Source organism: Acidovorax sp. Root568 (assembly GCF_001427445.1).
In the GTDB taxonomy this organism is placed as follows: domain Bacteria; phylum Pseudomonadota; class Gammaproteobacteria; order Burkholderiales; family Burkholderiaceae_C; genus Acidovorax; species Acidovorax delafieldii.
On the sequence record NZ_LMGP01000019.1, the window covers coordinates 70,158 to 95,839 of the forward strand.

General features: G+C 67.0%; 20 protein-coding genes. 9 read left to right on the forward strand and 11 right to left on the reverse strand.

Annotation, left to right across the window (positions count from 1 at the left end; translation table 11 throughout):
* Positions 1–93 precede the first annotated feature (93 nt).
* Complete coding sequence (locus ASD75_RS21130; protein ID WP_056748071.1) at positions 94–1,077, forward strand: tripartite tricarboxylate transporter substrate binding protein; 984 nt, start codon at positions 94–96, stop codon at positions 1,075–1,077.
* A 168-nt stretch (positions 1,078–1,245) separates the two neighbouring features.
* Positions 1,246–2,847: a gamma-glutamyltransferase family protein gene (locus ASD75_RS21135; RefSeq protein ID WP_056747864.1), complete on the forward strand. Its 1,602-nt coding sequence runs from the start codon at positions 1,246–1,248 to the stop codon at positions 2,845–2,847.
* 84 nt (positions 2,848–2,931) lie between these two features.
* On the opposite strand, the gene ASD75_RS21140 is transcribed toward ASD75_RS21135, so the two are convergent.
* From ASD75_RS21140 to ASD75_RS21155, 4 genes are all read right to left on the reverse strand, one after another.
* Positions 2,932–3,837 carry a DMT family transporter gene (locus ASD75_RS21140; protein ID WP_056747865.1) on the reverse strand — a complete coding sequence of 302 codons (906 nt, stop codon included), beginning with the start codon at positions 3,835–3,837 and terminating at the stop codon, positions 2,932–2,934.
* Positions 3,834–4,997 (reverse strand): tRNA preQ1(34) S-adenosylmethionine ribosyltransferase-isomerase QueA, encoded by a 1,164-nt coding sequence (queA, locus tag ASD75_RS21145; protein WP_056747867.1) that lies wholly within the window; start codon positions 4,995–4,997, stop codon positions 3,834–3,836. Before queA ends, ASD75_RS21140 begins: the two co-directional genes overlap by 4 nt.
* 90 nt (positions 4,998–5,087) lie before the next feature.
* Positions 5,088–6,047 (reverse strand): 1-phosphofructokinase family hexose kinase, encoded by a 960-nt coding sequence (locus tag ASD75_RS21150; protein WP_056747869.1) that lies wholly within the window; start codon positions 6,045–6,047, stop codon positions 5,088–5,090.
* Positions 6,048–6,050: 3 nt separating this feature from the next.
* A complete protein-coding gene (locus ASD75_RS21155) occupies positions 6,051–7,331 on the reverse strand; it encodes an HD-GYP domain-containing protein (RefSeq protein WP_056065324.1) in 1,281 nt (426 codons plus the stop codon).
* Positions 7,332–7,441: 110 nt separating this feature from the next.
* Between ASD75_RS21155 and recG the strand changes: the two genes are divergently transcribed.
* The 5 genes from recG (at position 7,442) to ASD75_RS21180 (ending at position 13,713) form a co-directional block, all read left to right on the forward strand.
* A complete protein-coding gene (recG, locus tag ASD75_RS21160) occupies positions 7,442–9,601 on the forward strand; it encodes an ATP-dependent DNA helicase RecG (protein WP_056747870.1) in 2,160 nt (719 codons plus the stop codon).
* Between the two features lie 41 nt (positions 9,602–9,642).
* Positions 9,643–10,608, forward strand: a complete 966-nt coding sequence (locus tag ASD75_RS21165; protein WP_056747872.1) for a LysR substrate-binding domain-containing protein — start codon at positions 9,643–9,645, stop codon at positions 10,606–10,608.
* 146 nt (positions 10,609–10,754) lie between these two features.
* Complete coding sequence (locus ASD75_RS21170) at positions 10,755–12,488, forward strand: dipeptidase (protein WP_056747874.1); 1,734 nt, start codon at positions 10,755–10,757, stop codon at positions 12,486–12,488.
* A gap of 153 nt (positions 12,489–12,641) precedes the next feature.
* Complete coding sequence (locus ASD75_RS21175; protein ID WP_056747875.1) at positions 12,642–13,160, forward strand: Dps family protein; 519 nt, start codon at positions 12,642–12,644, stop codon at positions 13,158–13,160.
* Positions 13,161–13,344: 184 nt separating this feature from the next.
* On the forward strand, positions 13,345–13,713 hold the full coding sequence (locus ASD75_RS21180) for a response regulator (protein ID WP_056747877.1): 369 nt from the start codon (positions 13,345–13,347) through the stop codon (positions 13,711–13,713).
* Positions 13,714–13,840: 127 nt separating this feature from the next.
* On the opposite strand, the gene ASD75_RS21185 is transcribed toward ASD75_RS21180, so the two are convergent.
* The 4 genes from ASD75_RS21185 to ASD75_RS21200 are packed head-to-tail and all read right to left on the reverse strand — an operon-like array spanning position 13,841 to position 19,926.
* On the reverse strand, positions 13,841–14,965 hold the full coding sequence (locus tag ASD75_RS21185; protein WP_056747879.1) for a hybrid sensor histidine kinase/response regulator: 1,125 nt from the start codon (positions 14,963–14,965) through the stop codon (positions 13,841–13,843).
* A gap of 52 nt (positions 14,966–15,017) precedes the next feature.
* Positions 15,018–15,641: a chemotaxis protein CheB gene (locus ASD75_RS21190; protein ID WP_055395645.1), complete on the reverse strand. Its 624-nt coding sequence runs from the start codon at positions 15,639–15,641 to the stop codon at positions 15,018–15,020.
* Positions 15,638–16,474 carry a protein-glutamate O-methyltransferase CheR gene (locus ASD75_RS21195; RefSeq protein ID WP_056748073.1) on the reverse strand — a complete coding sequence of 279 codons (837 nt, stop codon included), beginning with the start codon at positions 16,472–16,474 and terminating at the stop codon, positions 15,638–15,640. Before ASD75_RS21195 ends, ASD75_RS21190 begins: the two co-directional genes overlap by 4 nt.
* A gap of 8 nt (positions 16,475–16,482) precedes the next feature.
* Positions 16,483–19,926, reverse strand: coding sequence for a response regulator (locus tag ASD75_RS21200; protein ID WP_056747880.1), 3,444 nt, complete (start codon positions 19,924–19,926; stop codon positions 16,483–16,485).
* A gap of 217 nt (positions 19,927–20,143) precedes the next feature.
* On the opposite strand from ASD75_RS21200, the gene ubiA reads away from it, so the two are divergent.
* On the forward strand, positions 20,144–21,037 hold the full coding sequence (gene ubiA / locus ASD75_RS21205; protein ID WP_056747882.1) for a 4-hydroxybenzoate octaprenyltransferase: 894 nt from the start codon (positions 20,144–20,146) through the stop codon (positions 21,035–21,037).
* 43 nt (positions 21,038–21,080) lie between these two features.
* On the opposite strand, the gene proC is transcribed toward ubiA, so the two are convergent.
* The 3 genes from proC to ASD75_RS21220 all read right to left on the reverse strand — a co-directional run bounded on the left by proC (position 21,081) and on the right by ASD75_RS21220 (position 24,355).
* The gene (gene proC, locus ASD75_RS21210) at positions 21,081–21,917 is read right to left on the reverse strand and encodes a pyrroline-5-carboxylate reductase (protein WP_056748075.1); all 837 of its coding nucleotides are present in this window, start codon (positions 21,915–21,917) and stop codon (positions 21,081–21,083) included.
* 158 nt (positions 21,918–22,075) lie between these two features.
* Complete coding sequence (gene glpK / locus ASD75_RS21215; protein ID WP_056747884.1) at positions 22,076–23,569, reverse strand: glycerol kinase GlpK; 1,494 nt, start codon at positions 23,567–23,569, stop codon at positions 22,076–22,078.
* A gap of 21 nt (positions 23,570–23,590) precedes the next feature.
* Positions 23,591–24,355: a DeoR/GlpR family DNA-binding transcription regulator gene (locus ASD75_RS21220; RefSeq protein WP_056065359.1), complete on the reverse strand. Its 765-nt coding sequence runs from the start codon at positions 24,353–24,355 to the stop codon at positions 23,591–23,593.
* A 235-nt stretch (positions 24,356–24,590) separates the two neighbouring features.
* Between ASD75_RS21220 and ASD75_RS21225 the strand changes: the two genes are divergently transcribed.
* A complete protein-coding gene (locus tag ASD75_RS21225) occupies positions 24,591–25,682 on the forward strand; it encodes an ABC transporter ATP-binding protein (protein ID WP_056065364.1) in 1,092 nt (363 codons plus the stop codon).

A 25,682-nucleotide genomic window follows, 5' to 3' on the forward strand; every position in this document is an offset into this window, starting at 1 on the left:
AGCTTGCTGAAATGCTGGTGGTCAAGCAAGGCGCAGCTTCCTAAGATGGTTCCATCCTCTGTTGTGTCCGATTTCTTTGCGGGAGTGCTCTGTATGCGTCTACTTTCCTGGGGCCGTGGTGTCTGGGGCCTGGCCGGCCTGCTGGTGCTGGCATCTGCCGCGCAGGCACAAGCCAACTGGCCGGATCGCCCTGTGCGGGTGATCGTGCCCTTCCCCGCCAGCGGCGCGACCGACCTGGTGGCCCGCACCGTTACCCAGCGCGTCGCGGCCGACCTGGGACAGCAACTGGTGGTGGACAACAAGCCCGGCGCTGGCGGCACCCTGGGCACGGCCGAGGCGGCCAAGGCCGCACCCGACGGCTATACCCTGCTGCTGACCACGAGCAGCACACATGCCATCTCGCCCCACCTCATGCCCAAGCTGGCTTATGACCCGCGCAAGGACTTCACGCCGGTGGCCCATGTGGCCGACGCACCCAGCGTGCTGCTGGTCACCAACAGCCTGCCGGTCAAGACCGTGGGCGAACTGATTGCCTACGCCAAGGCCCACCCCGGCAAGCTCAACTACGCCACCAGCGGCAATGGCACCATCGTGCACCTGAACACGGCCGCCTTCAGCGCCCAGGCGGGTGTGGAGATGACGCACATCCCCTACAAGGGCACGGCCCTGGCCATCCCTGACCTGATTGCCGGGCAGACGCATGTGCTGTTTGACTCGCTGCCCACCGGCATGCCGCATGCCAAGGCCGGCCGCCTGCGCGCACTGGCCGTGACCAGCGAAAAGCGCAGCACCCTGGCGCCCGAACTGCCCACGCTGGCTGAGTCCGGCCTGCCCGGTTATTCGTCGGTGACCTGGTTTGGCGTGTACCTGCCTGCGGGCGCACCGCCCGCGCTGGTCGAGAAGGTGCACAAGGCCTTCGCCAAAGCCGTGCAGGCCCCCGAAGTGGCCGAGAGCCTGGCCAAGCTGGGCGTGGAGCCCGCCGCACCGCGCACGCCCGCGCAGTTTGGAGCCATGGTGCAGGCCGATAGCAATCGCTGGGCGACGGTGATTCGCCAACACAAAATAACCCTGGAGTGACATCCCCCTGAGCGGCTTTGCCGCTTCCCCCTTCTCTCGAATGGCGTTGCCATTCGGGAAGGGGGACGACGCCCTCGGTGCGGGGCGGCCCTTCCTCGGCGTCCCTCGCTTTGCGCCGCGCCGGTTTCATGCAGCCCGCCCTGTGCGGGGCAACAGAGTCAGAACGCAATGAATACCCCATCCCTCGACTGGTCCCTTCCCTACGCCTCCAACCGCAGCGCGGTCATGGGCCGCAATGTGGTCTCCACTTCGCAGCCGCTGGCTGCGCAGGCGGGCCTGCGCATGCTGCTGGCGGGTGGCAACGCGGTGGACGCCGCCATTGCCGCTGCCATGGCGCTCACGGTGGTGGAGCCCACTGGCTGCGGGCTGGGCAGCGACGGGTTTGCCATCGTGTGGGATGGCAAGGAGCTGCACGGCCTCAATGCCTCGGGCCGCTCGCCTGCGGCATGGACGCCTGAATACTTCGAGAAGCTGGGCGGCATTCCCGAAACGGGCTGGAACGCCGTCACCGTGCCGGGTGCCGTGTCGGCCTGGGTGGCCCTGTCCAAGCGCCTGGGCAAGCTGCCGTTTGCACAACTGGCCCAGCCAGCCATCGACTACGCGCGCAACGGCTTTCCGGTGTCGCCCACCATCGCCCGCTTGTGGGCGCTGGGCGCTGCCAAGCTGGGCACGCAGCCCGGTTTTGCCGAGTGCTTCATGCCGAATGGTCGCGTGCCCCAGGCGGGCGAAATCTTCCGCAGCGAAGCCCATGCGCGCACGCTGGAGCTGATTGCCGAGACCGAGGGCGAGGCCTTCTACCGGGGCGTGATTGCCGAGCGCATCGCCGCCCATGCCCAGGCCCATGGCGGCGCCATGACGATGGCCGACCTGGCCGCGCACCAGGCCGACTGGGTGGGCACCATCCAGCAGCGGTTTGGCGATTCGGTGGTCCATGAGATTCCGCCCAACGGCCAGGGCATTGCCGCACTGATGGCGCTGGGCATGCTCGACGCGCATGGCATTGGCGCGCACTCAGCGGACGATGTGGAGACCGTGCACGCCAGCATCGAGGCCATGAAGCTCGCGTTTGCCGATCTGCACCAGTACAACGCCGACATCGACGCCATGCCGGTGAAACCGGATGCGCTGCTGAACCCCGACTACCTGCGCAGCCGCGCTGCGCTGATCGACACCACGCGCGCTGGCGACCCCGGCTACGGTGCGCCGCGCCCCGGCGGCACGGTGTACCTGGCGGCGGCCGATGCGTCCGGCATGATGGTCTCGTTCATCCAGTCCAACTACATGGGCTTTGGCTCGGGCGTGGTGGTGCCGGGCACGGGCATCAGCCTGCAGAACCGGGGCCATGGCTTCAACCTGGTCCCGGGCCACGCCAACCAGGTGGCGCCGCGCAAGCGCCCCTCGCACACCATCATCCCGGCCTTTGCCATGCATGTCGACGGCACGCCGCAGATGGCTTTCGGCGTGATGGGCGGCCCCATGCAAAGCCAGGGCCACACCCAGATGGCGCTGCGCGTGCTGCGCTACGGCCAGAACCCACAGGCAGCCGCCGATGCACCCCGTTGGCGCATCACCGGCGGCAAGGGTGTGGCGGTGGAGCCAGGGTTCGACCCCGCCGTGGTCGCCGCGCTGCGCGCGCGCGGGCACGAGGTGACGGTGGAAGAGGGCAACGGCGTGTTCGCCTTTGGCGGCGCCCAACTGGTGCTCAAGAACGGCAACAGCTACATCGCGGGCTCCGACCCGCGCAAGGACGGGCACGCGGTGGCGTTCTGATCCGTGCCCAGGTGGCGGGCTTGATGCTATTGAATATATAGCTGTTCAGGCATATTGCACTAGCGCCACCGGCTGTTTTGGTGCTTAACGTGTCTCGCGCACGGTCAGCCAGGCGCTGGCCGCGCCGCTGAGCACGATGGCCGCAATGCCCGCCATCGACCACGCATCGGGCACATGGCGGTACACCAGCCAGCCCGCCAGCATGGCAAACCCGATCTGTGAATACAGGAACGGCGCAATCGTCACTGGCGTGGTGCGCGCATAGGCGTTGAGCAGCAGCATGTGGCCCACCGCGCTCGACAGGCCCATGGTGAACATGCCGGCCCACAGCCACGGGTCGCTCACCGGCTGCCAGAAGAACGGCACGCCCAGCGACACCAGCGCAGTGGCGATCCAGCTGGTGTAGAGCTGCGTGGTGGCGGGGCTCTCGTGCCCGGCCATCTTGCTGCTCAGCACCTGGTAGCCGGTGCCCGCAGCCAGCATGCACAGCGGCCACAGCAGCGCCCAGGTGAAGGCCTCACCGCCGGGCCGGATGATGGCCAGCGTGCCCGCCAGGCCCGTCACCACCAGCAGCCAGCGCAAAGGGCTCACCGGCTGGTGCAGCCACAGGGCCGCCACCACCGTCACACACAGCGGCACCGTGGCCACGATGGCCGTGAACTCCGCCAGCGGCAGGGCCGTGAGGCTGATGAAGCCGAACAGGCTGGTCATGGCGAACAGCGCGCCGCGCAAGGCCTGGAAGCGGGGCTGTGTGGTGCGCAGGGCTGGGCGCCCCGCCCGTTGCAGCACGAAGGCCGTGGTCAGCAGCGACTGGAATACATAGCGCATCCACAGCGCCATGACGATGGGCACACCCACACTGACCAGCTTGCTCGCGGTGTCCAGCAGCGCAAAGAACGCGCAGGCCGTGACGGCGAGCGCGATGCCCGCCAGCGCCGCACGCCGGCGGGCTGCAGGGCTGGTCGACGACGCAGGGCCGGGGGAACTCACGGCGTGCCGCGCGCACGCTCCAGCAGCATGGCGTCGCCATAACTGAAGAAGCGGTACTGCTGCGCAATGGCGTGCCGGTACAGGCCCATGATGTGGGCGTAGCCCGCAAACGCGCTCACCAGCATCATCAGCGTGCTTTTGGGCAGGTGGAAGTTGGTGATGAGCACATCCGCCACCTGGAATGCAAAGCCCGGTGTGATGAAGATGTTGGTGTCGCCAGAGGCCTGGCCCGTCTTCGCCCAGGATTCGAGTGTGCGCACGGTGGTGGTGCCCACGGCCACCACGCGGCCGCCGCGCTGGCGGCAGCGCTCCAGCGCGGCCAGCGTGGCCAGCGGAATCTCGTACCACTCGCTGTGCATCTGGTGCTCGGCCAGGTTCTCGGTCTTGCAGGGTTGGAAGGTGCCTGCGCCCACGTGCAACGTGACGCTGGCGCGTTCGATGCCGCGTGCGGCCAGGTCGGCCAGCACGCCTTCGTCAAAATGCAGCGCGGCCGTGGGCGCGGCCACGGCGCCGGGGTTGCGGGCAAACACGGTCTGGTAGCGCTGGCTGTCCTCGGCCTCGTCGGGGTCGTGGTCGGTGTTTTGCTGGCGCTCGATGTAGGGCGGCAGCGGCAGGTGGCCGTGGCGGTCCATCAGCTCCCAGGGCGACTCGCCTGCGGGGCCGTGCAGCGCAAAGCGGAACAGCGGGCCGTCCTCGGTGGGCCAGCGGCCCAGCAACTGCGCGTCAAAGCCGCCCGCCTTGCGGCCACCGGCCATGTGCACCACGCTGCCGGGCAGGGGCTTCTTGCTGACCTTCATGTGGGCCACGACTTCGTTACCCGGGTTGCCAGCCTCGACGGGCAGCACGCGTTCGATCAGCAGCTCCAGCTTGCCGCCGCTGGCCTTCTCGCCAAAGATGCGCGCCTTGACCACGCGCGTGTCGTTGAATACGAGCAGGTCGCCTTCGCGCAGCAGTCCGGGCAGCTCGCGAAAGATGCGGTCTGCCGGCTGCATGGCGCGGCCATCGAGCAGGCGCGAGGCGCTGCGCTCGGGCGCGGGGTGCTGGGCAATGAGTTCGGGGGGCAGCGAGAAGTCGAAGTCGCTGAGGGTGAACACGCGGGGCGTGGAAGGGCCGCCGGAGGCGAGGGGCGCACTGGTTGCGCCGCTGGAGAGATCAGTCATCGTGCTTGAGGGCCGAACGGGCCCGTGCCAAGGTAAAAATTGCGGAAGGCGCGATTGTCCCACGGGGCAGCAGCCCCTGCAGGCGCGGTGCTAGGGCGAGGTGGTGAATGCCACCGGCGCCGGTACGCTGTGCACCAGCCGTTGCACGTCATCGGCCTGGGCCAGGGTGGTGCCCGGATGCAGCAAGGCGGCAGCGCCTGCGGCCACGCCCCAGCGCAGCGCCTCGGCGGGCGCATCGCCCCGGTCCAGCGCCCAGACCAGTGCCGCCAAAAAGCAGTCCCCAGCGCCCGTGGTGCCGGTCGTAGCGGGCACGTTCAGCGCTGGCGCCTGCCATACCCCCTCCCGCGTGGCCAGCACCGCGCCTTGCTCGCCCACCGACAGGGCCACGGTGTCTGCGGCGCCGCTGCGCACCAGCGACTGGGCGGCAGTGCACCAGTCGGCCGCCTGTTCCAGGGGCTGTTGCAACAGGTCGCGCAGCTCGCGCAGGCTGGGTTTGACCAGCGCCACCCCGGCCTGCAATGCCGCCGCCAGCGGCGGCCCCGAGGTGTCGACGGCCACCCGCACGCCCCGGCCGGATGCGGCGCGCGCCAGCTGGGCGTAGAAGTCGTTCGGCGTGCCAGGCGGCAGGCTGCCGCTGGCAATCAGCCAGCGGGGTGGCGGTGTGCGGGTAGCCAGCGCATCCAGGCAGGCCTGCCACTCGCTGGCCTGCAGCATGGGGCCGGGCAGCACAAACCGAAACTCCTGGCCCGTGCTGGTCTCGACCACCGAAAAGTTCTCGCGCGTGTCGCCCGCAATGCGCTGCAGCCGCGTGGGCACGCCCTCGCCGGCCAGCAACTGCTGCACCTGGGCGCCCGCCGCGCCGCCCGCCAGTGCCCACGCGCTCACGTCCGCACCCAGGCGGTGCAGCACCCGCGCCACGTTGATGCCGCCGCCCCCCGCAAACCGCCGCACCGGGCCGCAGCGCAGCTTGTGTGTGGGGACCACGTGGTCGGTGGTGGTCGCCAGGTCCAGGGCGGGGTTGAGCGTCAGGGTGATGATCAGTGCAGGCATGGGCTACCAGACCTTGTCGGAGAAGCCGGACCACAGCTCGTCCAGGTCGGGAAAGCGCCACTTCTCGGGGTCTTCGCGTGCCACGATCTTCTCGTTGCAGTCCGGGGCGGCCAGGTTCACCACCTCGGGCGGAATGCGCAGGTCGGACTTGGTCGAGAAAAACACCTTGACGATGGGGGTGGTCAGCGCGGTGGGCGATTGCTCAGTCACGATGCCGATGCGACCCGAGGTCAGCCGCACCAGCGAGCCCACGGGGTAGATGCCGATGCTTTTGACAAACGCCTGAAAGATGCGTGCGTCAAAGTGGTCCCTGGTCCACTCGGCCATGCGGCGCAGCGACTCGGCCGGGTCCCAGCCGCGCTTGTAGGGTCGGTCGGAGGTGATGGCGTCGTATACGTCGCAGATGGCCGTCATGCGGGCGATCACGCTGATGCCTTCGCCCTGCAGCTTGTCGGGGTAGCCCGAGCCGTCCACCTTTTCATGGTGGTGGAGGCAGGCGTCCAGCACGGCGTCGGGCACGTTGCCTCCCTCCTTGAGCATGTGGTAGCCCTCCACCGGGTGGCTGCGCACCACGGTGAACTCCTGGTCGGTGAGCTTGCCGGGCTTGTTGAGCACTGCCAGCGGGATGGCCGCCTTGCCCAGGTCGTGCAGCAGGCCCGCCATGCCAGCGAGCCGCTGCTGGTCGTCCTTGAGCTTGAGCTGCTTGGCCAGGGCCACCATGAGTGCGCACACCGCCACCGAATGCATGTAGGTGTAGTCGTCGGCCGTCTTCAGCCGCGCCAGGCTGATGAGTGCGCCGGGGTTGCGGGTGACGGAGTCGGAGATTTCTTCCACCAGGCTCTGTGCACTGGCCGAGTCCACTGCGCGGCCCATGCGGGCCTCGTTGAACATCGAGACCACCGCTTCCTTGGACTTGACGCAGATGGCGGCGGCCATCCTCAGTTCGCTGTGCATGTCCGCCGGTTGGCGGTCTCGCTTGGGGGGAGGAGGGGGTGAGGGCAGCGTCACCTTGATGGGGGGCAGGTCCTCCAGGCGGCTGAAGTCGGTCTCGATCTGCGCATCCACCTCTTCGCGCGACATCGACGCCGTGCCTGCGGCCACATCCAGGCCCTTGTCAGTGTCGATCCAGATTTCCTGAATGGCGGTGGCCTGGATGCGGGCGAGGTCCTTGGGGTCCTTGAGCAGGAACTTGGCCCGCCAGAAGGGGTGCTCCATCCACGAGCCGCAAAACTCGTGCAGGTACATGCCCAGGGTCAGGTGTTGGATTTGAATGCGCTTGAGCATGACGGGGCCCCGGACTCGAAAACACGCCGTGATCAGGCGTTAGCAATGGTAACCATGGTAGCCTTTTCAGGCTGCGATCTCCGCTCGTTTTCCCTAGCAAATTGCTCTCCATGCCCGCTGCCGCCCCTGCTCCCGCCAAACCCACTGCGCGCTCCGCCGTCCCGGCCGCGCGTGGCCAGGGTGCGGCCTCGGTGGCGCAGAAGGCATTGCAAAAACTGGGCCTGCGCCGCGATATCGACCTGGCCCTGCACCTGCCCTTGCGCTATGAGGATGAAACCCGCATCACCCCGCTGGCCAACGCGCGCGACGGGCAAACGGTGCAGATCGAGGCCACGGTCACTGCCAGCGAGGTGCAACTGCGCCCCCGCCGCCAGCTGCTGGTGCAGGTAGAGGATGACACCGGCAGTTGTGAGCTGCGCTTTTTCAGCTTCTACCCGTCGCACCAGAAGACCCTGGCCGTGGGCGCGCGCCTGCGCATTCGGGGCGAGGTCAAAGGCGGCTTCTGGGGGCGGCAGATGCTGCACCCGGCCTTCCGCGTGGCGGGTGGAGAGTTGCCTGCCGCTCTCACGCCCGTCTACCCTACCACCGCCGGACTGCCACAGCCCTACCTGCGCCGGGCCGTCGTCAGTGCGCTGACGCGGGTGGATTTGTCGGACACCCTGCCACCCGGCACAGAGCCACCGATGGCCCGGGTTTATGGCCCCAATGGCCTGCAGCGCAGGTTCAGCTTGCGCGAGGCGCTCACTTTTTTGCACCATCCCACGCCCGATGTGGCGCTGTCCACGCTGGAGGACCAGAGCCACCCGGCCTGGCAGCGGTTGAAGGCGGAGGAGTTGCTGGCCCAGCAGCTGTCGCAGCAGCAGTCGCGGCGCGAACGCGACATGCTGCGCGCGCCGGTGCTGCGGCCCCGGCGCAGTACCGACGGCGCCCTGCCATTGCACGAACAGTTGATGGGCGTATTGCCGTTTGACCTGACGGCGGCCCAGCGCCGCGTGGGCGAAGAGATTGCGGCCGATCTGGCCCGCCAGGTGCCCATGCACCGTCTGCTGCAGGGCGATGTGGGTTCGGGCAAAACCGTGGTGTCGGCCCTGGCCGCCTGCCTGGCCATGGACGCGGGCTGGCAGTGCGCGCTGATGGCACCCACCGAAATCCTGGCCGAGCAGCACTTTGCCAAGATGATCGGCTGGCTCGAACCGCTGCTGGCCGCACACGGCCGCAAGGTGGCCTGGCTGGTGGGCGGGCAAAAGAAGAAGGACCGTACTGCCATGCTGGCGCTGGTGGCCAGCGGCGAGGCGGCGCTGGTGGTGGGCACGCACGCCGTGATCCAGGACCAGGTGCAGTTCAAGAACCTGGCGCTGGCCATCATCGACGAGCAACACCGCTTCGGCGTGGCCCAGCGGCTGGCCTTGCGGCAAAAGTTGGCGGCCCACGGCATGGAGCCGCACATGCTCATGATGAGCGCCACGCCCATCCCGCGCACTTTGGCGATGAGCTACTACGCGGACCTGGATGTGTCGGTGATCGACGAGCTGCCGCCAGGCCGCACGCCCATCGTCACCAAGCTGATTGCCGACAGCCGCAAGGACGAGGTGATCGAACGCATCGGCGCGCAGGTGGAGGCCGGGCGGCAGGTGTACTGGGTGTGCCCGCTGATCGAAGAGAGCGAGGCGCTGGACCTCTCCAACGCCACCGCCACACACGCCGACCTGAGCGGGGCTCTGCCGGGCTGCATGGTCGGCCTGCTGCACTCGCGCATGCCCACCGCCGAGAAGAAGGCTGTGATGGCGCTCTTCACCAGTGGCCAGATGGGCGTGCTGGTCAGTACCACGGTGATCGAGGTGGGCGTGGACGTGCCCAACGCCTCGCTCATGGTCATTGAACATGCCGAGCGTTTTGGCCTCTCGCAATTGCACCAGCTGCGCGGCCGCGTGGGGCGCGGCGCGGCGGCCTCGGCCTGTGTGCTGCTGTACGCCACCAACGACAGCGGCCGCGTGGGCGAAACCGCCAAGGAGCGCCTGCGCGCCATGGCCGAAACCAACGATGGCTTCGAGATCGCCCGGCGCGACCTGGAGATCCGGGGCCCCGGCGAGTTTCTGGGCGCCCGCCAGTCGGGCGATGCGCTGCTGCGGTTTGCCGACCTGGCGACCGATACCCATCTGCTGGAATGGGCGCGTGAACTGGCCCCCCAGATGCTAGACCGCTACCCGGAATTGGCCGCCAAACACGTGGCGCGCTGGTTGGGTGGAAAATCGGACTATCTCAAGGCATGAGACGCTCAGAACGACACTGACGTGGCCCGCAGGAACACACCATGACCCTCACCGAACTCAAGTACATCGTTGCGGTGGCCCGCGAGAAGCACTTTGGCCATGCGGCCGACGCCTGCTATGTGTCGCAACCCACGCTCTCGGTGGCCATCAAGAAGCTGGAAGAAGAGCTGGACGTGAAGCTGTTCGAGCGCAGCGCGGGCGAAGTCACGGTGACCCCGCTGGGCGAGGACATTGTTCGCCAGGCGCAAAGCGTGCTGGAGCAGGCGGCGGCCATCAAGGAAATCGCCAAGCGCGGCAAGGACCCGCTGGCCGGGCCGCTCACGCTGGGCGTGATCTACACCATCGGGCCCTATCTGCTGCCCGAGCTGGTGCGCCAGTCCATCACGCGCACCCCGCAGATGCCGCTGATGCTGCAGGAGAACTTCACCGTCAAGCTGCTGGAGATGCTGCGCACGGGCGAGATCGACTGCGCCATCCTGGCCGAGCCTTTCCCCGACACCGGCCTGGCCATGGCGCCGCTGTATGACGAACCCTTCATGGCGGCCGTGCCCAGCACGCACCCCTTGGCGGCCAAGAAGTCGGTCACGGCTGCCGAGCTGAAAAACGAGACCATGCTGCTGCTCGGGGCGGGCCATTGCTTCCGGGACCATGTGCTGGAGGTGTGCCCCGAGTTCGCGCGCTTTGCGAGCAATGCCGAGGGCATCCGCAAGTCGTTTGAGGGCTCGTCGCTGGAGACCATCAAGCACATGGTGGCCGCCGGCATGGGGGTGACGCTGGTGCCACGCCTGTCGGTGCCGCGCGATGCGTTGCTCACGGTGTCGCGCCGCCGCAAGAGCGACGAGACCTACATCCGCTACCTGCCCATCCGTGAGGAAGACGGTGGCCCGCCGCCCGTGCGCCGCGTGGTGCTGGCGTGGCGCCGCAGCTTCACGCGCTACGAAGCCATTGCCGCTCTGCGCAACGCCATCTATGCGTGCGAGCTGCCAGGCGTGACCCGACTGTCCTGAACGGCTGCTGGGCACTGATTCGCTTCCTGGAATCGGCGCTACACTCCCGCCGCCCCTGCGCAGGTCCACCCGGCCCGGGCAGGCCATGCTCCACGGCGCCCTCTGCCCATCGGCGGTCGGTGCCTTTGCCCCCACAAGAGGTTCTTATGAAGACGCTTTGGCTCACCGCCACGCTGGTTGCCGCCCTGACGGCTTGCTCCACCCCCMCCCCCCCACCCGCGACCCAGACGCTGAAGAAGCCTGCGCTCGACCGCATTGCGGCCGCGCCTGCCGCCGCTGCAGCAGCGGACTTCCGACAGTTCCTGGCGCTGGCTGGACAGATGCAGCCGCAGCTGCAGACCGCCGTGTCGGCTTACCTGGCGCACAAGCCTTTGGTGGGTGATGACCTGGTCAACATCAGCCGCTTGCTGGGTCTGCACAACCGCTTGCGCAACCAGGCGGCGGTGATCGACGCCACGGCGAAGATGGTGGCCATTCCCACGGTGCGGGCCGACAAGGTGCCGCCGCACGAGGACAAGCACATCATTGCGTTCGGTGCCTTGGTCGAAGGGATGGCCAAGGACTTTGGCCTGCAGTACCGCAATGTGGACAACCGCATCTTTGAAGTGAAGCTGCCCGGCAGCGGCCCCGAAGAGTTCGGCATCCTCACCCATGCCGACGTGGTGCCCGTGGTGGCCGACGAATGGGTGCTGGACGATGGCACGAAGCTTGACCCCTTCCAGCTGACCCGCGTGGGCGGCAACCTGTATGGCCGGGGCTCCATTGACGACAAGGGCTCCATCGCCACGGTGCTGTTTGCGATGAAGGCCGTCAAGGACAGCGGCCTGCCGCTGGCGCGCACCATCCGACTCATGATCGAAACCACCGAAGAAACCGGTGGCGACGCGATGAAGTACTACCGCGCCAAGACCTCGCTGCCTGAGTACAACATCGTGCTCGATAGCAAATATCCTGCGGTGGTGGCCGAGAAGGGCTCGGGTGCGCTGCGCACCACCTTTGCCTTGGGCGCCGCGGCAGGCAACCAGCCCACCATCGTGGCCATGGCGGGCGCCGCATCGGCCAACGCCGTGCCCCAGACGGCCACGGCCCGTCTGCGTGGCGGCAACGCCGATGCCACCACCCGCCAGCTCAGCGCTGGCAAGGACGCCTTTATCGGCAAATACACCAGCCAGGGCGGCAAGTTCAGCATCGATGTGGCGCGTGAAGGCGCAGACATCTTGGTCAAGGTCACGGGCGCATCGGCCCACGGCTCGCGCCCCGAAGAAGGCGTGAACCCGCTGCCGCGCCTGGCGCTGTTTCTCAATGAGTCGGGCCTAGTGCTGGCCCCCAATGGCTACGCGCAGGCCGTGCGTTACCTTACAGACCTGTATGGCACCGACTACCTGGGTCGTACGATGGGGCTGGCCTACAGCGATGACTTCATGGGCCCGCTCACGATGTCTCCCAACCTCATCCGCGAAAAGGATGGCAAGGTCGATGTGCTGGTGAACGTGCGCATGCCCCGTGGCAACACGCCCGAAGCACTGGCCAAAGCCACCACCGAACGCATCAAGGCCTGGGGCACCCAGGCCGGCGTGGCGGTGGAGGTGGACCACAACCAAGGCAACTGGATGGCCCGCGACCCCAAGGGCGCCTGGCTGGCCACGTTGCTCAACACCTTTGGCGACACCACCGGCCTCGAAGCCAAGCCCGTGCCCACGGCCGGTAGCACCACCGCCAAGCTGATGCCCAACGCCATCAACTTTGGCCCTGCCATGCCTGGCAAGAAGTACACCGCCCACAATGCCAAGGAGTTCAAGGAAGTGGCGGACCTGGATGCCGACATGCAGATGTTCACCGAAATGCTGGTGCGCATCGGCAACTTGCCGCACATGCAATAAGCCTGTGGGGCTTGGCTCCACTTGCGTTTTCTTGACCCAGGTGCAAGGCATCGGCCTTGGCTGACATGGGGGACCAGTCGCTTGCGCTACAGTATTTGAGGACCCCGCACAGCGCGGGGTGTTTCATGTTCTCCGCACGGAAGGAACCTCCCCATGGCCAAAGCTCCTGGCAAAGCCGCATCCGGCAAAACCTCTGCCCCCAGCATCAACATCGGCATCAGCGACAAGGATCGCGCTGCCATCGCTCAGGGCCTGTCGCGCCTGCTGGCCGACACCTACACGCTGTACCTCACCACCCACAACTTCCACTGGAACGTCACGGGCCCCATGTTCAACACCCTGCACACCATGTTCATGGCGCAGTACACAGAACTGTGGAACGCGGTGGATCCGATTGCCGAGCGCATCCGCTCGCTGGGCCATATGGCACCAGGTTCTTATGCCGAGTTTGGCAAGCTGGCGACGGTACCCGACGCCCCCGCCAAGCCCCCCAAGGCGCTGGACATGGTGCGTGTGCTGGTTGAGGGCCACGAAGCCGTGGCCCGCACGGCGCGCAGCCTGTTCCCCCTGGCCGACAAGGCCAGCGACGAGCCCACGGCCGACCTGCTGACCCAGCGCCTCACGGTGCACGAACAGACGGCGTGGATGCTGCGCTCGCTGCTGGAAGAATAAAAGGGCTCTCCTTCCCCTGCGCGCGTCGGCCGACGCACGGCCCGGCTGCGCGCGGGGAGATGGCACAGGCGCGCAGAATAGCGCCTTGTCCTACACGGCGCAGCACGGTCGCCTGCGCATGATGCGGGTTTTGGTCATGCTCCCTTCCCGCAGGACGGCATGGCGGATCAACTCCCTGTGATGTATGCGAATCCTGTACGTTGAAGACAACCCGGAGCTGCGCGAGACCATCGGCATGCTCATGGAAGGCGAAGGCCGGACGGTCACGCCCTGCGCCTCTGCCGAAGAGGCGCTGGCGCTGGATGCTGGCGACCCCTTTGACGTGCTGGTGACCGATGTCAGCCTGCCCGGCCTTTCGGGCACGGATCTGGCCCGCCAACTGCTGGCAGATGATCCGCAGCGCTGGGTGGTGCTGTGCTCCGGGTATGAACTGGGCAGCCATCCGAGCAATTGGGGGCCGAACGTGCGCGCCTTGCTCAAACCCTTCGAACTGGAAGAGCTGGAGCAGCTGCTCGATTCCATCCAAAGCGCGCTTGCCTCGGCCGCCGGCTGACGCTTGCGGGCACGGCCCGCTCGCGGTTCGTCTCCCCCCCTGTCACATCACCCTGGTAGCGCCTTCACGGCTTCCGGCGGTCGGCTTGTCTGCTGGTTGGCACGCTGGCTGCGCGCGCTTGGCATGGTCAACTGCGGTGCGGGCGCGCTGGCGAATGGCGCGGCAGTGTTACCTGAAAGGTGGTGACATTGTCTTGCGACCTGGCTTCGATGGTTCCACGGTGGGCCCGCACGATCTGGTGTGCAATAAAAAGCCCCAGCCCCAGACCCTGGTGGCGGCCAGGCTCGCGTTCTCCTCCCCGGAAAGGGTCGAACAAATGCGGTAACAGCTCGGGGGGGATGGTGCCGCCGTTGGCCACCGTGATGCTCACCTGCTCGGCGCGGCTCCCGTCCACCGCAATCCGTACGGGGTGGTCGGCGCTGCCGTGGTGCAGTGCATTGCCGACCAGATTGGTGACCACCTGGCACAGGCGCTCGGCATCCCAGGTGCCTGCCAGGTCTCCCTGCAGGGTGGAATCGATGGGGCGTTCCGGGTGGCTGGTGGCCACCTCATCCAGCGTGCGCTGCACTAGCGCCTGCATGTGGGTGGAGCCCAGCTGCAGCGCCAGCCCGCCCGCCTGGCGAATGCGGGTCACGTCCAGCAGGTCTTCGATCATGTGGCCCATGCGCTGGCTGGCGCCCAGCACCCGGTCGGCCATCAGCACCGCCTTGTCGGGGGGCGGCTGGCGCTTGAGCACGGTGGCCGCCGCGACGATGGACTGCAGCGGTGTGCGCAGGTCGTGGCTCAGCACGGCCATGAACATTTCGTTGATGCGCAAGGCCTCGGTGCGCGCGCGCAGCTCGTGCGCCAGCGCCTGCTTGCGCCGGTGCAGTTCAAAGAACACGCTCGCCTTGTTGGTGAGCATGTGCGGGTCGATGGGTTTGTAGAGAAAGTCCACCGCCCCGCTCTCGTACCCCCGGAACTGCCAGTTCTGCTCGCGTGAGCCCGCCGTCATGAAGATGAGCGGAATGTGCCGGGTGCGCTCGCTGCCCCGGATCAATTCCGCCAGCTCGAAGCCGTTCATCTCGGGCATTTGCACGTCCAGCAAGGCCAGGGCCACGTCGTCATGCGCCAGCAGCAGTTCCAGGGCCTCGGGGCCCGACTGGGCCTTGAGGATGTCCAGCCCGTCGCGTTGCAGCAGCGCCTCCAGGGCGATCAGGTTTTCCTCGACATCGTCAACGAGCAGGCATTTTGTGCGGTCGGTCTGGGGCATGGGCGGTGGGGAGGGTGGGTGGGGTTCTCAAAGAGGGACGCATGCGCCCGTATCAAAGCTGCTGGCGCTGGTGCAGGTCTGCCAGCAGCCTTGCAATGCCTTCAGGGGGCAGGATGTGGTCAACCGCCAAGGCCGCGATGGCCGCCTGCGGCATGGTGGGCATGCTGGCGCTGGCGGGGTCTTGCACGATGGTGAGGCCGCCCGCCGCCTGAATGGCCTGCAGGCCGTGCACGCCGTCTTCGTTGGCGCCCGACAGCAGGACGCCCACCAGCCGGGGGCCGTAGTGGTCTGCCGCCGATTCGAACAGCACGTCGATGGAGGGGCGGGAAAAATGCAGAGGGGCGTCCAGCGACAGCCCCACATGCGGACCCCTGGGCCCGGCATCGACCAGCAGGTGATAGTCGGGTGGTGCAAAGCTGACCGAGCCTGGCGTGATGGCGTCCTTGTCCTGCGCCTCGCGCAGCGCCAGGGCGCAGCGGGGCTGGAAGATGTCCACCAGCAGGCTGCGCCGGTCCCGGGGCAGGTGCAGCACGACCAGAACCGCAGCCTGCAGTGTGGCGGGCAGCGCGGGCAGCAGCTGCAAGAGGGCATCAATACCGCCCGAAGAGCCACCCACCACGACGGCGTGGTAGCCCCCCGGTGGCGATGGCCTTGGCGCCAGGGCGGGGCTGGTCATAGTCCGGCCTTTTTTCGGTAGATGCGGTCCTCCAGCACGAAGTCCTCGAAGGCATCGGTGTGCCCAGAAAACCGCAATGACTCCTTGGAGCCCAGGCCCAGGAAGCCCCGGTGGCACAGCGACTCGCGGAACAGCCCGAGTGCACGGTTTTGCAGGTCGCGCTCGAAGTAAATGAGCACATTGCGGCAGGACACCAGATGGACCTCGGCAAACACGCTGTCGGTGGCCAGGCTGTGGTCAGAGAACACCATGTGCTCGCGCAAGCCCTTGTCGAACACCACGCGGCCATAGCCGGCAGCGTAGTAGTCCGACAACGAGCTGCGGGCGCCGGAGCGCGCATGGTTCTCGGTGAACGCAGGCACCCGGGACAGGTCGAACACACCCGTCTCGGCGGCGCGCAGCGCGTGCGGGTTGATGTCCGTGGCGTAGATCAGCGTGCGGTCCAGCAGGCCTTCTTCCTGCAGCAGGACGGCCAGCGAATACACCTCTTCTCCCGCGCTGCACCCGGCCACCCAGACCTTGAGCGACGGGTAGGTGCGCAGCAGTGGCACCACCTCCTGGCGCAGCGCCTGAAAGTAGCTGGGGTCGCGGAACATGTCGCTCACCTGCACGGTGAGGTATTCGAGCAGCGCAGGGAACACGGCGGGCTCGTGCAGCACGCGGTCCTGCAGCTGCGACAGCGTCTTGCAGTCAAACTGCACCAACGCCGACGCCAGCCGCCGCTTGAGCGACGCCTGTGCGTAGCCCCGGAAGTCGTAGTGGTAGCGGTGGTAGATGGCATCGATCAGCAGGCGCTGCTCGATGTCGGCGGTGCGGGCCTTGCGATGGGGCATGGCGGGGCCTACTTGGGCATCCACACCCGCACCAGGGACAGCAGCTTCTCCACGTCCAGCGGTTTGGCGATGTAGTCATTGGCCCCGGCGGCCAGGCATTTTTCTTGGTCGTCCTTCATGGCCTTGGCGGTCAACGCGATGATGGGCAGGCGGCGCCACTCAGGGCGGTTGCGGATCTCGCGCATGGCGGTGTAGCCGTCCATCTCCGGCATCATGATGTCCATGAGCACCAGGTCAATCGCGGGGTGGCCGCCGCTGCCGGCGCGCTCCAGCGCCTGCAGGGCCTCCAGGCCGTTGCGCGCAATCTCCACGTGGATGCCGGTGGGCTCCAGGATGCTGGAGAGCGCAAACACGTTGCGCACATCGTCTTCCACCACCAGCACGTTGCGGCCTTCCAGGGCAGTCTCGCGGTTGCGGGCCACCTGCAGCATCTGGCGGTGCTCTGCCGAAAGCTCCGACTCCACCTGGTGCAGGAACAGCGTGACTTCGTCGAGCAACCGCTCGGGGGAGCGGGCGTCCTTGATGATGATGGACTTGGAGAACCGGCGCAGTTGCTGCTCCTCGTTGCGCGACAGGGCACGGCCCGTGTACACGATGACGGGGGGGAAGGAGACGCCGTCCTGCTCCGTCATCTGCTGCAGCAGTTCGTAGCCGCTCAGGTCGGGCAGGTTCAGGTCCATCACCATGCAGTCGAAGGTGGAGCCGCGCAGGTGCGCCAGCGCCTCGGCCGCCGTGCCGGCGCCCACGATCTCCACGTCGTCGTTGGTGAGCAGGTGGCGCACGCTCTCGCGCTGGCGTTCGTCGTCTTCCACCACCAGCACGCGCCGCAGGTTCTGGGTGAACTTGGCTTCCAGCCGCTGCAGGGCATGCACCAGTTCGTCGCGCTTGACGGGCTTGAGGGCGTAGCCCACGGCGCCCCGGCCCAAGGCCTCTTGCGAGTAATCGGCCACCGAGACCACGTGCACCGGGATGTGGCGGGTGGCCGGGTTGCGCTTGAGCTGGTCGAGCACGCCCAGGCCCGAGAAGTCGGGCAGGTTCACGTCCAGCACGATGGCGCTGGGCAGGCTGTGTACCGCATAGGCCAGACCGTCCGCCGCGTTGTGGGCCAGGTGGCAGTCAAAATCCATCTCACCGGCCAGGTCGCTCAGGATCTGCGCAAAGCGCACGTCGTCCTCAATCACCAGAATGCTGCGCGCGCTCGCGCGGCGCGGGGCTGCGGGTGCGGTGGGGGCCGCCTCGGATGGCAACGCGGGGGCCGAAGGAACCGGTGCGACGACCGGTGCCTTCGCGTGGGCTGGCGCAGGCGCCGCCAGCGGCATTGCGGGTTCAGCTTCAGGCGACGAAGGCACCAGCTTCTGGGGCAGGACCAGGGTGAACACGCTGCCCTCGCCCGGCGTGCTGTGCACGTGGATGGACCCACCCAGCAGCTGCGCCAGGTCGCGCGAGATCGACAGGCCCAGGCCCGTGCCGCCGTACTTGCGGTGGGTGCTGCCATCGGCCTGGCGGAAGGCTTCGAAAATCAGCTCCTGCTGGTGCGCCGGAATGCCGATGCCCGTGTCCTTGACGGAAAACGACAGCGTGTCGTCCGGGTTGCGCGACACATGCAGCGCCACCGAGCCTTTCTCGGTGAACTTGAGCGCGTTGGACAGCAGGTTCTTGAGCACCTGCCCCAGGCGTTGCGGGTCGGTGTCCAGCGTGGCGGGTGCGTCGGGGGCGACGGTGGCCGTGAGCGTCAAGCCCTTCTCTTGCGCCAGCGGGCGCAGCGGGTCGATCAGGGTTTGCAGTGCCTTGGACAGCGTCACCGTTTCCACCGACACGGTGGCCTGGCCGGCCTCGATCTTGGACAGGTCGAGGATGTCGTTGATGAGGGCCAGCAGGTCGTTGCCCGCCGCGTAGATGGTCTGCGCGTACTTCACCTGCTCGGCGCTCAGGTTGCCCGGCTTGTTGTCTGCCAACAGCTTGGCCAGGATCAATGTGGAGTTGAGCGGCGTACGCAGCTCGTGGCTCATGTTGGCCAGAAACTCGCTCTTGTACTGGCTGGCCAGCTCCAACTCGCGGGCCTTGTCCGTCATGGCGCTTTGGGCGCGCAGCAGTTGCTCGCGCTGGTATTCCAGTTGCTGTGTCTGCGCCTCCAGGTGGGCGTTGGTCTGCTCCAACTCGGTCTGCTGCACCTCCATCTGGGCCTGCGACTCTTGCAGGATGCGGCTTTGCTGTTCCAGCTCCTCGTTGCTCACGCGCAGCTCTTCTTGCTGAGTCTGCAGCTCTTCGGACTGGCGCTGGGTTTCTTCCAGCAAGGCTTCGAGCCGGTTGCGGTCGATGCCCGCGCGCACGGCCACTGCCAGCATCTGCGAGGCGCGTTCCATCAGGGTGCGCTCGGGCTCGGTCACCGGGCGATGAAAGCCCAGCTCGATCACGGCAAAGACTTCGCCGTTCTCGATGGCGGGCGCCAGCAGCAGTTCGGTGGGCGCGGACTGGCCGGTGCTGGACGACACCATCAGGTGCCCGGCGGGCACATCGCGCACATGCAGCATCTGGCGCGAGCGCGCGACCTGGCCCACCAGGCCTTCGCCGGGCAGCAGGCGCTGCTCCAGCCGTTCGCGGGGCAGGGCGTAGCCACCAAACAGGGTGAGCGCGCCGTTGCAGTCGGCCACATAGCCTGCCCCCACGGCCGCGCGCAGGTATTGCGCCAGGTATTCAAGCGTGAGCTGGCCCAGGTCCTCCAGCCGGTGGTCGCCCTGGATGCGCTGGCTCAGCCCGTTGAGGCCGGCCGCCACCCAGGACTGCTGGGCCTTGAGGCGGTACTCCCGCGCATTGGCGGCGGCCGACAGGCAGATGAGCACCAGCAGCACCAGGGAGCCGCCCCAAGAGTAGTAGGTGGACATGGCCGCAGCCTCCACCCATTGCTTGCGGTCGTTCTCCAGCTGCTGGTTCAGCAGCGTGGACAGGTCCGACGCCAAGTCGCGGATGCGGTCCATCATTACCCGCCCCGAGTCGTTGCGCGTCACGGCCACGGCGGCGTCCTGGCCTTTCGAGCGGCGCAGTTCAATGGTTTCGGCGAGCTCGCGCAGCTTCTCTTGGCGCAGGTCATCGATCTGCAGCACCAGGCGGCGCTGCACGGCGTTATCGTCCGTCAGCTCCTTGAGCCGCGCCATGTTGCGCTGCATGGCGCTCAGCGACAGGTTGTAGGGTTGCAGGTAGGTGTCGTCCCCTGTCAGCAGGTAACCGCGCTGGCCGGTCTCGGCATCCTTCAGCGAGGACACGAACAGGTTGAGGTGGCGCATGGTCACCGTGGTCTCGTCCATGGCTTCCACAGCGTGCGAGCGCACCTGGGCGGTGCGGAAGTTCACCAGCGCGATCAGCACGGTGGCGAGGGCAGCAATCACAAATCCCACCAGCATTCCGCGGGGGACAGCAAAACGCGCGGCGGCCTGGGAGGTCGATGTATGGGGCATGCGTTGGTGCCCCAGGGGGCGGTGCGTTGGGGGAACGAGCGGAGACTTTAACGGGTTTTGTGCTCGCGCTGGGGCTGTTACCTGGCCCCGGTGATGCGTGCCCCAGTCGCGGCGCTGCTGCTACATTCTGTGCGCCCGTGGCCCGCCACCCGCCACCCGCCACCCGCCACCCGCCGCAGCGTCGTGCTGCTGAGCCTGTTCTTGTAATGGTCCCATCATGTCGTCGTCCCCTGTTTCCCCCCGCAGCCGTTTTTCGCTCTATCTCGACCTGATCCGCTGGGACCGCCCCGCTGGCTGGCTGGTGTGCCTGTGGCCCACGCTGAGTGCGCTGTGGATTGCGGCCGACGGCTTCCCGGGCTGGCACCTGCTGGCGGTGTTTGTGCTGGGCACCATCCTCATGCGCAGCGCGGGTTGCTGTGTGAACGACGTGGCCGACCGCGACTTTGATAAACACGTCAAGCGCACGGCGCACCGCCCGGTCACCACCGGTGCGGTGTCGGTGAAGGAGGCGCTGGGCCTGGGGGCGGTGCTGGCGCTGGTGTCGTTTGGCCTGGTGCTCACCACCAACACCACCGCCATCGCCTGGTCGGTGCCCGCCGTGCTGGTGGCCATTGCCTACCCGTTCACCAAACGCATCATCTCCATGCCCCAGGCGGTGCTGGGCATTGCGTTCAACTTCGGCATCGTCATCGCGTTTGCCGCCGTGCAGGGCAGCGTGCCTGCGGTGGCGTGGTGGATGTGGCTGGGCAATATGTTCTGGGTGCTGGCCTACGACACCGAATACGCCATGGTGGACCGGGACGACGACCTCAAGATAGGCATCAAGACCTCGGCCATCACCCTCGGGCGGCTGGATGTGGCCGCCATCGTGGTGTTTTATCTGCTTTTCTTGGGTATTTGGGCAGTAGCGCTACAACCGTATGCCTTGGGTGCTATATTTTATGTAGCGCTTGCGGTGGCGCTGGCCCAGGCCGTGTGGCACTTCACCCTGATCCGCACCCGTACCCGTGAGGGCTGCTTCAAGGCGTTCCGCATCAACCACTGGCTGGGCGCCACGGTGTTTGCGGGCATTGCGGGCAGCTATCTGGTGCGGGCGGTACTCACAAATTAATAGCGGTCAGCGCTTGATCGACTAGCGCTACCGCCCCAAAACATCAAGATCCGAACTCGTTGCCGAGTTCGTTGGCACGCTTTTCGGCGGCGCGCATGGCGGCCTCGAACGCCTGCGACACGCCGCTGGCTTCCATCGACTGCAGGGCGGCATAGGTGGTGCCGCCCTTGGAGGTGACGCGTTCACGCAGCACGGCCGGGGGTTCATGGGAGCGGCGGGCCAGCTCCGAGGCGCCCACAAAGGTGCCCACGGCCAGCTGGTGCGCCTGCGCTTCAGTCAGGCCCATGCCCACACCAGCGCGCGTCATGGCTTCGAGGAAATAGAACACATAGGCCGGGCCCGAGCCCGAGAGGGCGGTGACAGCGTCCAGCTGGGTCTCGCTCTCCACCCACAGGAATTCGCCGGTGGACGCCATGATGGCCTCCACGCTCTGGCGCTCGGCGCTGGTCACGGCGGGGCGTGCGTAGATCGCGCTCATGCCCTTGCCCACCAGCGCGGGCGTGTTGGGCATGGTGCGCACGATGCGCTCGGTGCCCAGCCACTGGGCGATGCTGTCCGAGCGGATGCCCGCCGCCACGCTCAGGTGCAGGGCCTGCTGGGTGTGGGCCTTGGCCTGCGCGGCCGCGTCCTTGAAGGTCTGCGGCTTGACCGCCCAGACCACGATGCTGGCGCGCTGCAGTGCAGCGCCCGCCTCGGGCTGCGCCGTGAGTCCAAAGTTCTTGAGCAACGCCTCGCGCGTGGGGGCGTAGGGCTCGACCACCTCGATCTGGCTCACGGGGTGGCCCTGGCCGATCAGGCCGCCGATGATGGCGCTAGCCATGTTGCCGCCGCCGATGAAGGCGATGGTGGGGAGGTTTGGGGAGGCAGTGGTCTGGCTCATGGTGCGTGCAGGCAAGGTGGCAAACAAGGAAGGGCCACGATGGTAGCGCCGCCGGGCCGTCAGTCCATGTCTGCAGCGGCGACAGCGGCAGGACTCATGGGAGGAAAGACGGGCTACTGGGACGGCAGAGACCTTGTCACCCCAGCGCCGCGGGGACCTCAGGCTGCCGTAGTTTGGCGCACCGCATGCTCCCAGTTCGCCATCAGCTCCTGCGCACGCGCGCTGCTGAGCGTGGGCACAAAGCGACGGTCGGCGCGCCACAGCCGCGCGAGTTCATCCGTGCTGCGGTACACGCCGCTCGACAGCCCTGCCAGGTAGGCTGCGCCCAAAGCGGTGGTCTCGATGACTGCAGGCCGCACCACCGGGATGCCCAGCAGGTCGGCCTGGAACTGCATCAGCAAGTCGTTGATGCAGGCGCCGCCGTCCACACGCAGCTCGCTCACCGGGGCGCCGCCGGCGGCCACGGCGTCGCGGCTCATGGCCAGCAGCAGGGCGGCGCTCTGGTAGGCAATGCTTTCGAGCGCCGCGCGCGCAATGTGGCCCAGCGTGGTGCCGCGTGTGAGGCCCGTGATGGTGCCGCGTGCGTCAGGCTTCCAGTACGGGGCGCCCAGGCCGGTGAAGGCGGGCACCATCATCACGCCGCCCGAATCGGGCACGCTTTGGGCCAGTGACTCCACCTCGTTGCTGGTGGAGATGGCGCGCAGGCCGTCGCGCAGCCACTGGACCACGGCGCCGCCCACAAACACGCTGCCTTCCATGGCGAATTCGGGCTGCGTGCCCGGCTGCGCCGCGCGGGTGGTGAGCAGGCCGTTTTGCGATGTCTGGAACCTGCCGCCTGTGTGCATGAGCATGAAGCAGCCCGTGCCATAGGTGTTCTTGGCCATGCCCGCCGTGAAGCAGGCTTGGCCGAACAGCGCGCTTTGCTGGTCGCCCGCCACGCCGCCAATGCGGATGGCGTGGCCCAGCAGGTCGGCCGCGATGTCGCCAAAGTGGGCGCTGGACGGCAGCACCTCTGGCATCAGCGCCTTGGGAATGCGCAGCAGCGCCAGCAGCTCGTCGTCCCACTGGTTGGTGTGCACATTGAACAGCATGGTGCGCGAGGCGTTGCTCACATCCGTCACGTGCACTTTGCCGTGGGTGAGCTTCCACATCAGCCAGCTGTCCACCGTGCCAAAGGCCAGCTCGCCGCGCTCGGCCGCTTGCCGCGCGCCGGGCACATGGTCCAGCATCCACTGCAGTTTGGTGCCGGAGAAGTAGGCGTCCACCAGCAGGCCGGTCTTGGCCTGGATGGTGGCGGCATGGCCTTGTTCGCGCAGCTGGGCGCAGGCGGGTTCGGCGCGCCGGTCCTGCCACACGATGGCGTGGTGCACGGGCTGCCCGGTTTGGCGGTTCCACAGCACGGTGGTCTCGCGCTGGTTGGTGATGCCGACAGCGCGTATGTCGCTGGCCGCAATGCCCGCCTTGGCCAGCGCATCGCGCGCGGTGGTTATCTGGGTGCGCCAGATCTCCAGCGGGTCGTGCTCCACCCAGCCGGGCTGGGGGTAGATCTGCGGCAGCTCCAGCTGCGCCTGCGCCACGATGTGGCCGCCTTCGTCAAAAACGATGCTGCGGGAGCTGGAGGTGCCTTGGTCGAGAGCGAGCAGGTAGGTCATGAGGGCAAAGGATAGGTGAAGCTATGCAGCTACCGTGCAGATGACTTCAGCATCTTGCAGAAGGGCCGGGAAGGGCTCGGGCGGTGGTGCATCGGTGAACAGGCGGTCGATCTGCGCGAGCGTGGCCAGTTGCACCATGGCCGGGCGGTTGAACTTGCTGAAGTCGGCTGCCAGCCAGACCTCGCGCGCGTGCTCGATGATGGTTTGCGCCACCTTCACCTCGCGGTAGTCGAAGTCGCGCAGCGACCCGTCCGGCTCGATGCCCGAAATGCCGATGAGCGCAATGTCCACCTTGAACTGGCGGATGAAGTCCACCGCCGCTTCGCCCACGATGCCCCGGTCACGGGCGCGCACCACGCCGCCGGCCACGATGACCTCGCACTCGGGGTTGCCGCTCAGGATCGCGGCCACATTGAGGTTGTTGGTGATCACGCGCAGGCCCCGGTGGTGCAGCAGCGCCTTGGCAATGGCCTCGGTGGTGGTGCCGATGTTCAGGATCAGCGAGCAGTCGTTGGGCACCTGTTCGGCCACGGCGCGCGCAATGCGCGCTTTGCCTTCGGCATGCAGGTTTTCGCGCTGGGTGTGCGCCAGGTTCTCCACCGTGGAGCTGGGCACGCGCACGCCGCCATGAAAGCGCGTCAGCAGTCCCGACTCCGCCAGGCGCTGCACATCTCGGCGCACCGTCTGCAGCGTGACCCCCAGGGTGTCGGCAAGTTGTTCCACCGTGGCGGACTTGCGCGCGCGCACTTCTTCGAGGAGTTGGAGTTGGCGGGGATTGGTGTTCACGGTGGGGTGTTGTGCGCAGTGTTATGTCACCGAATCGTAACGAATCTGAAACATTCGCTTTGGCGCCCGGTGGCACGCTGAAGACTGTAAATCGAACAAAAACGAATTGATTAAGGGTAAACCTTGATTCGATTCGAACAAAAAGGAACAAAAATGAAAAAGATCGAAATTTGAGGGCTGCCGTGCGTGTGTGCAGCCCTTTCACACAGGCCTCAGGGCCGGAAGAGGATGCTTCATGCAGCTGGCGTTGGACAGCATCAGCAAAAAAGTCGGGGCGCAGACCTGGCTGTACGACATGAACCTGTCGCTGCAGCCCAATGCCGTGACGGTATTGCTGGGGGCGACCCAGGCGGGCAAGACCAGCCTGATGCGCATCATGGCCGGACTGGATACGCCCACGTCGGGCACCGTCAAGGTCGATGGTGTGGATGTGACTGGCATGCCCGTGCGCGACCGCAATGTCGCCATGGTGTACCAGCAGTTCATCAACTACCCCTCGATGAAGGTGGCGGCCAACATTGCGTCGCCCCTGAAGCTGCGCGGTGAAAAGAACATCGACGCCAGGGTGCGCGAGATTGCGAGCCGCCTGCACATCGACATGTTTCTCGATCGTTACCCGGCCGAACTCTCCGGCGGGCAGCAGCAGCGTGTGGCGCTGGCGCGTGCGCTGGCCAAGGGTGCGCCGCTGATGCTGCTGGACGAGCCGCTGGTGAACCTGGACTACAAGCTGCGCGAAGAACTGCGCGAGGAGCTGACCCAGCTGTTTGCTGCCGGCCAGTCCACCGTGGTCTATGCCACCACCGAGCCGGGCGAGGCCCTGCTGCTGGGCGGCTACACCGCAGTGCTCGACGAAGGTCAGTTGCTGCAGTACGGCCCCACCGCCGAGGTGTTCCATTCCCCCAATTCGCTGCGTGTGGCGCGCGCTTTCAGCGACCCGCCCATGAACCTCATTGCTGCCTCGGCGGCCCCTTCCGGGGTGCGTCTGCAGGGTGGGGTGGAGCTGGCGGTGCATCTGCCGCAAGGGGTGGCCACGGCCGCAGGGCTCACGGCAGGCGTGCGCGCCAGTGCGCTGCGCGTGGTGGCCCGCCCGGGTGACATCAGTGTGGGCGGAGTGGTCGAGCTGGCCGAAATTTCGGGCTCTGACACCTTTGTGCACGCGGCCACACCCTGGGGTGACCTGGTGGCGCAGTTGACCGGTGTGCATTACTTTGAACTGGGCACGCCCATCACGCTGCACCTGGACCCTGCCCAGGTCTATGTGTTTGGTGCTGATGGCCGACTGGCTTGGGCGCCCGCAAGGCCCGCTACTGCACAAGGAGGGCGCTGA

What these genes read in the sequence shown, in the direction of transcription:
- ASD75_RS21130 (WP_056748071.1), top strand. Translation starts at nt 94, where the DNA reads ATGCGTCTACTTTCCTGGGGCCGTGGTGTCTGGGGCCTGGCCGGCCTG.
- ASD75_RS21135 (WP_056747864.1), top strand. Translation starts at nt 1,246, where the DNA reads ATGAATACCCCATCCCTCGACTGGTCCCTTCCCTACGCCTCCAACCGC.
- queA (WP_056747867.1), bottom strand. Translation starts at nt 4,997, where the DNA reads ATGACTGATCTCTCCAGCGGCGCAACCAGTGCGCCCCTCGCCTCCGGC.
- ASD75_RS21150 (WP_056747869.1), bottom strand. Translation starts at nt 6,047, where the DNA reads ATGCCTGCACTGATCATCACCCTGACGCTCAACCCCGCCCTGGACCTG.
- ASD75_RS21155 (WP_056065324.1), bottom strand. Translation starts at nt 7,331, where the DNA reads ATGCTCAAGCGCATTCAAATCCAACACCTGACCCTGGGCATGTACCTG.
- recG (WP_056747870.1), top strand. Translation starts at nt 7,442, where the DNA reads ATGCCCGCTGCCGCCCCTGCTCCCGCCAAACCCACTGCGCGCTCCGCC.
- ASD75_RS21165 (WP_056747872.1), top strand. Translation starts at nt 9,643, where the DNA reads ATGACCCTCACCGAACTCAAGTACATCGTTGCGGTGGCCCGCGAGAAG.
- ASD75_RS21175 (WP_056747875.1), top strand. Translation starts at nt 12,642, where the DNA reads ATGGCCAAAGCTCCTGGCAAAGCCGCATCCGGCAAAACCTCTGCCCCC.
- ASD75_RS21180 (WP_056747877.1), top strand. Translation starts at nt 13,345, where the DNA reads ATGCGAATCCTGTACGTTGAAGACAACCCGGAGCTGCGCGAGACCATC.
- ASD75_RS21185 (WP_056747879.1), bottom strand. Translation starts at nt 14,965, where the DNA reads ATGCCCCAGACCGACCGCACAAAATGCCTGCTCGTTGACGATGTCGAG.
- ASD75_RS21190 (WP_055395645.1), bottom strand. Translation starts at nt 15,641, where the DNA reads ATGACCAGCCCCGCCCTGGCGCCAAGGCCATCGCCACCGGGGGGCTAC.
- ASD75_RS21195 (WP_056748073.1), bottom strand. Translation starts at nt 16,474, where the DNA reads ATGCCCCATCGCAAGGCCCGCACCGCCGACATCGAGCAGCGCCTGCTG.
- ASD75_RS21200 (WP_056747880.1), bottom strand. Translation starts at nt 19,926, where the DNA reads ATGCCCCATACATCGACCTCCCAGGCCGCCGCGCGTTTTGCTGTCCCC.
- ubiA (WP_056747882.1), top strand. Translation starts at nt 20,144, where the DNA reads ATGTCGTCGTCCCCTGTTTCCCCCCGCAGCCGTTTTTCGCTCTATCTC.
- proC (WP_056748075.1), bottom strand. Translation starts at nt 21,917, where the DNA reads ATGAGCCAGACCACTGCCTCCCCAAACCTCCCCACCATCGCCTTCATC.
- glpK (WP_056747884.1), bottom strand. Translation starts at nt 23,569, where the DNA reads ATGACCTACCTGCTCGCTCTCGACCAAGGCACCTCCAGCTCCCGCAGC.
- ASD75_RS21225 (WP_056065364.1), top strand. Translation starts at nt 24,591, where the DNA reads ATGCAGCTGGCGTTGGACAGCATCAGCAAAAAAGTCGGGGCGCAGACC.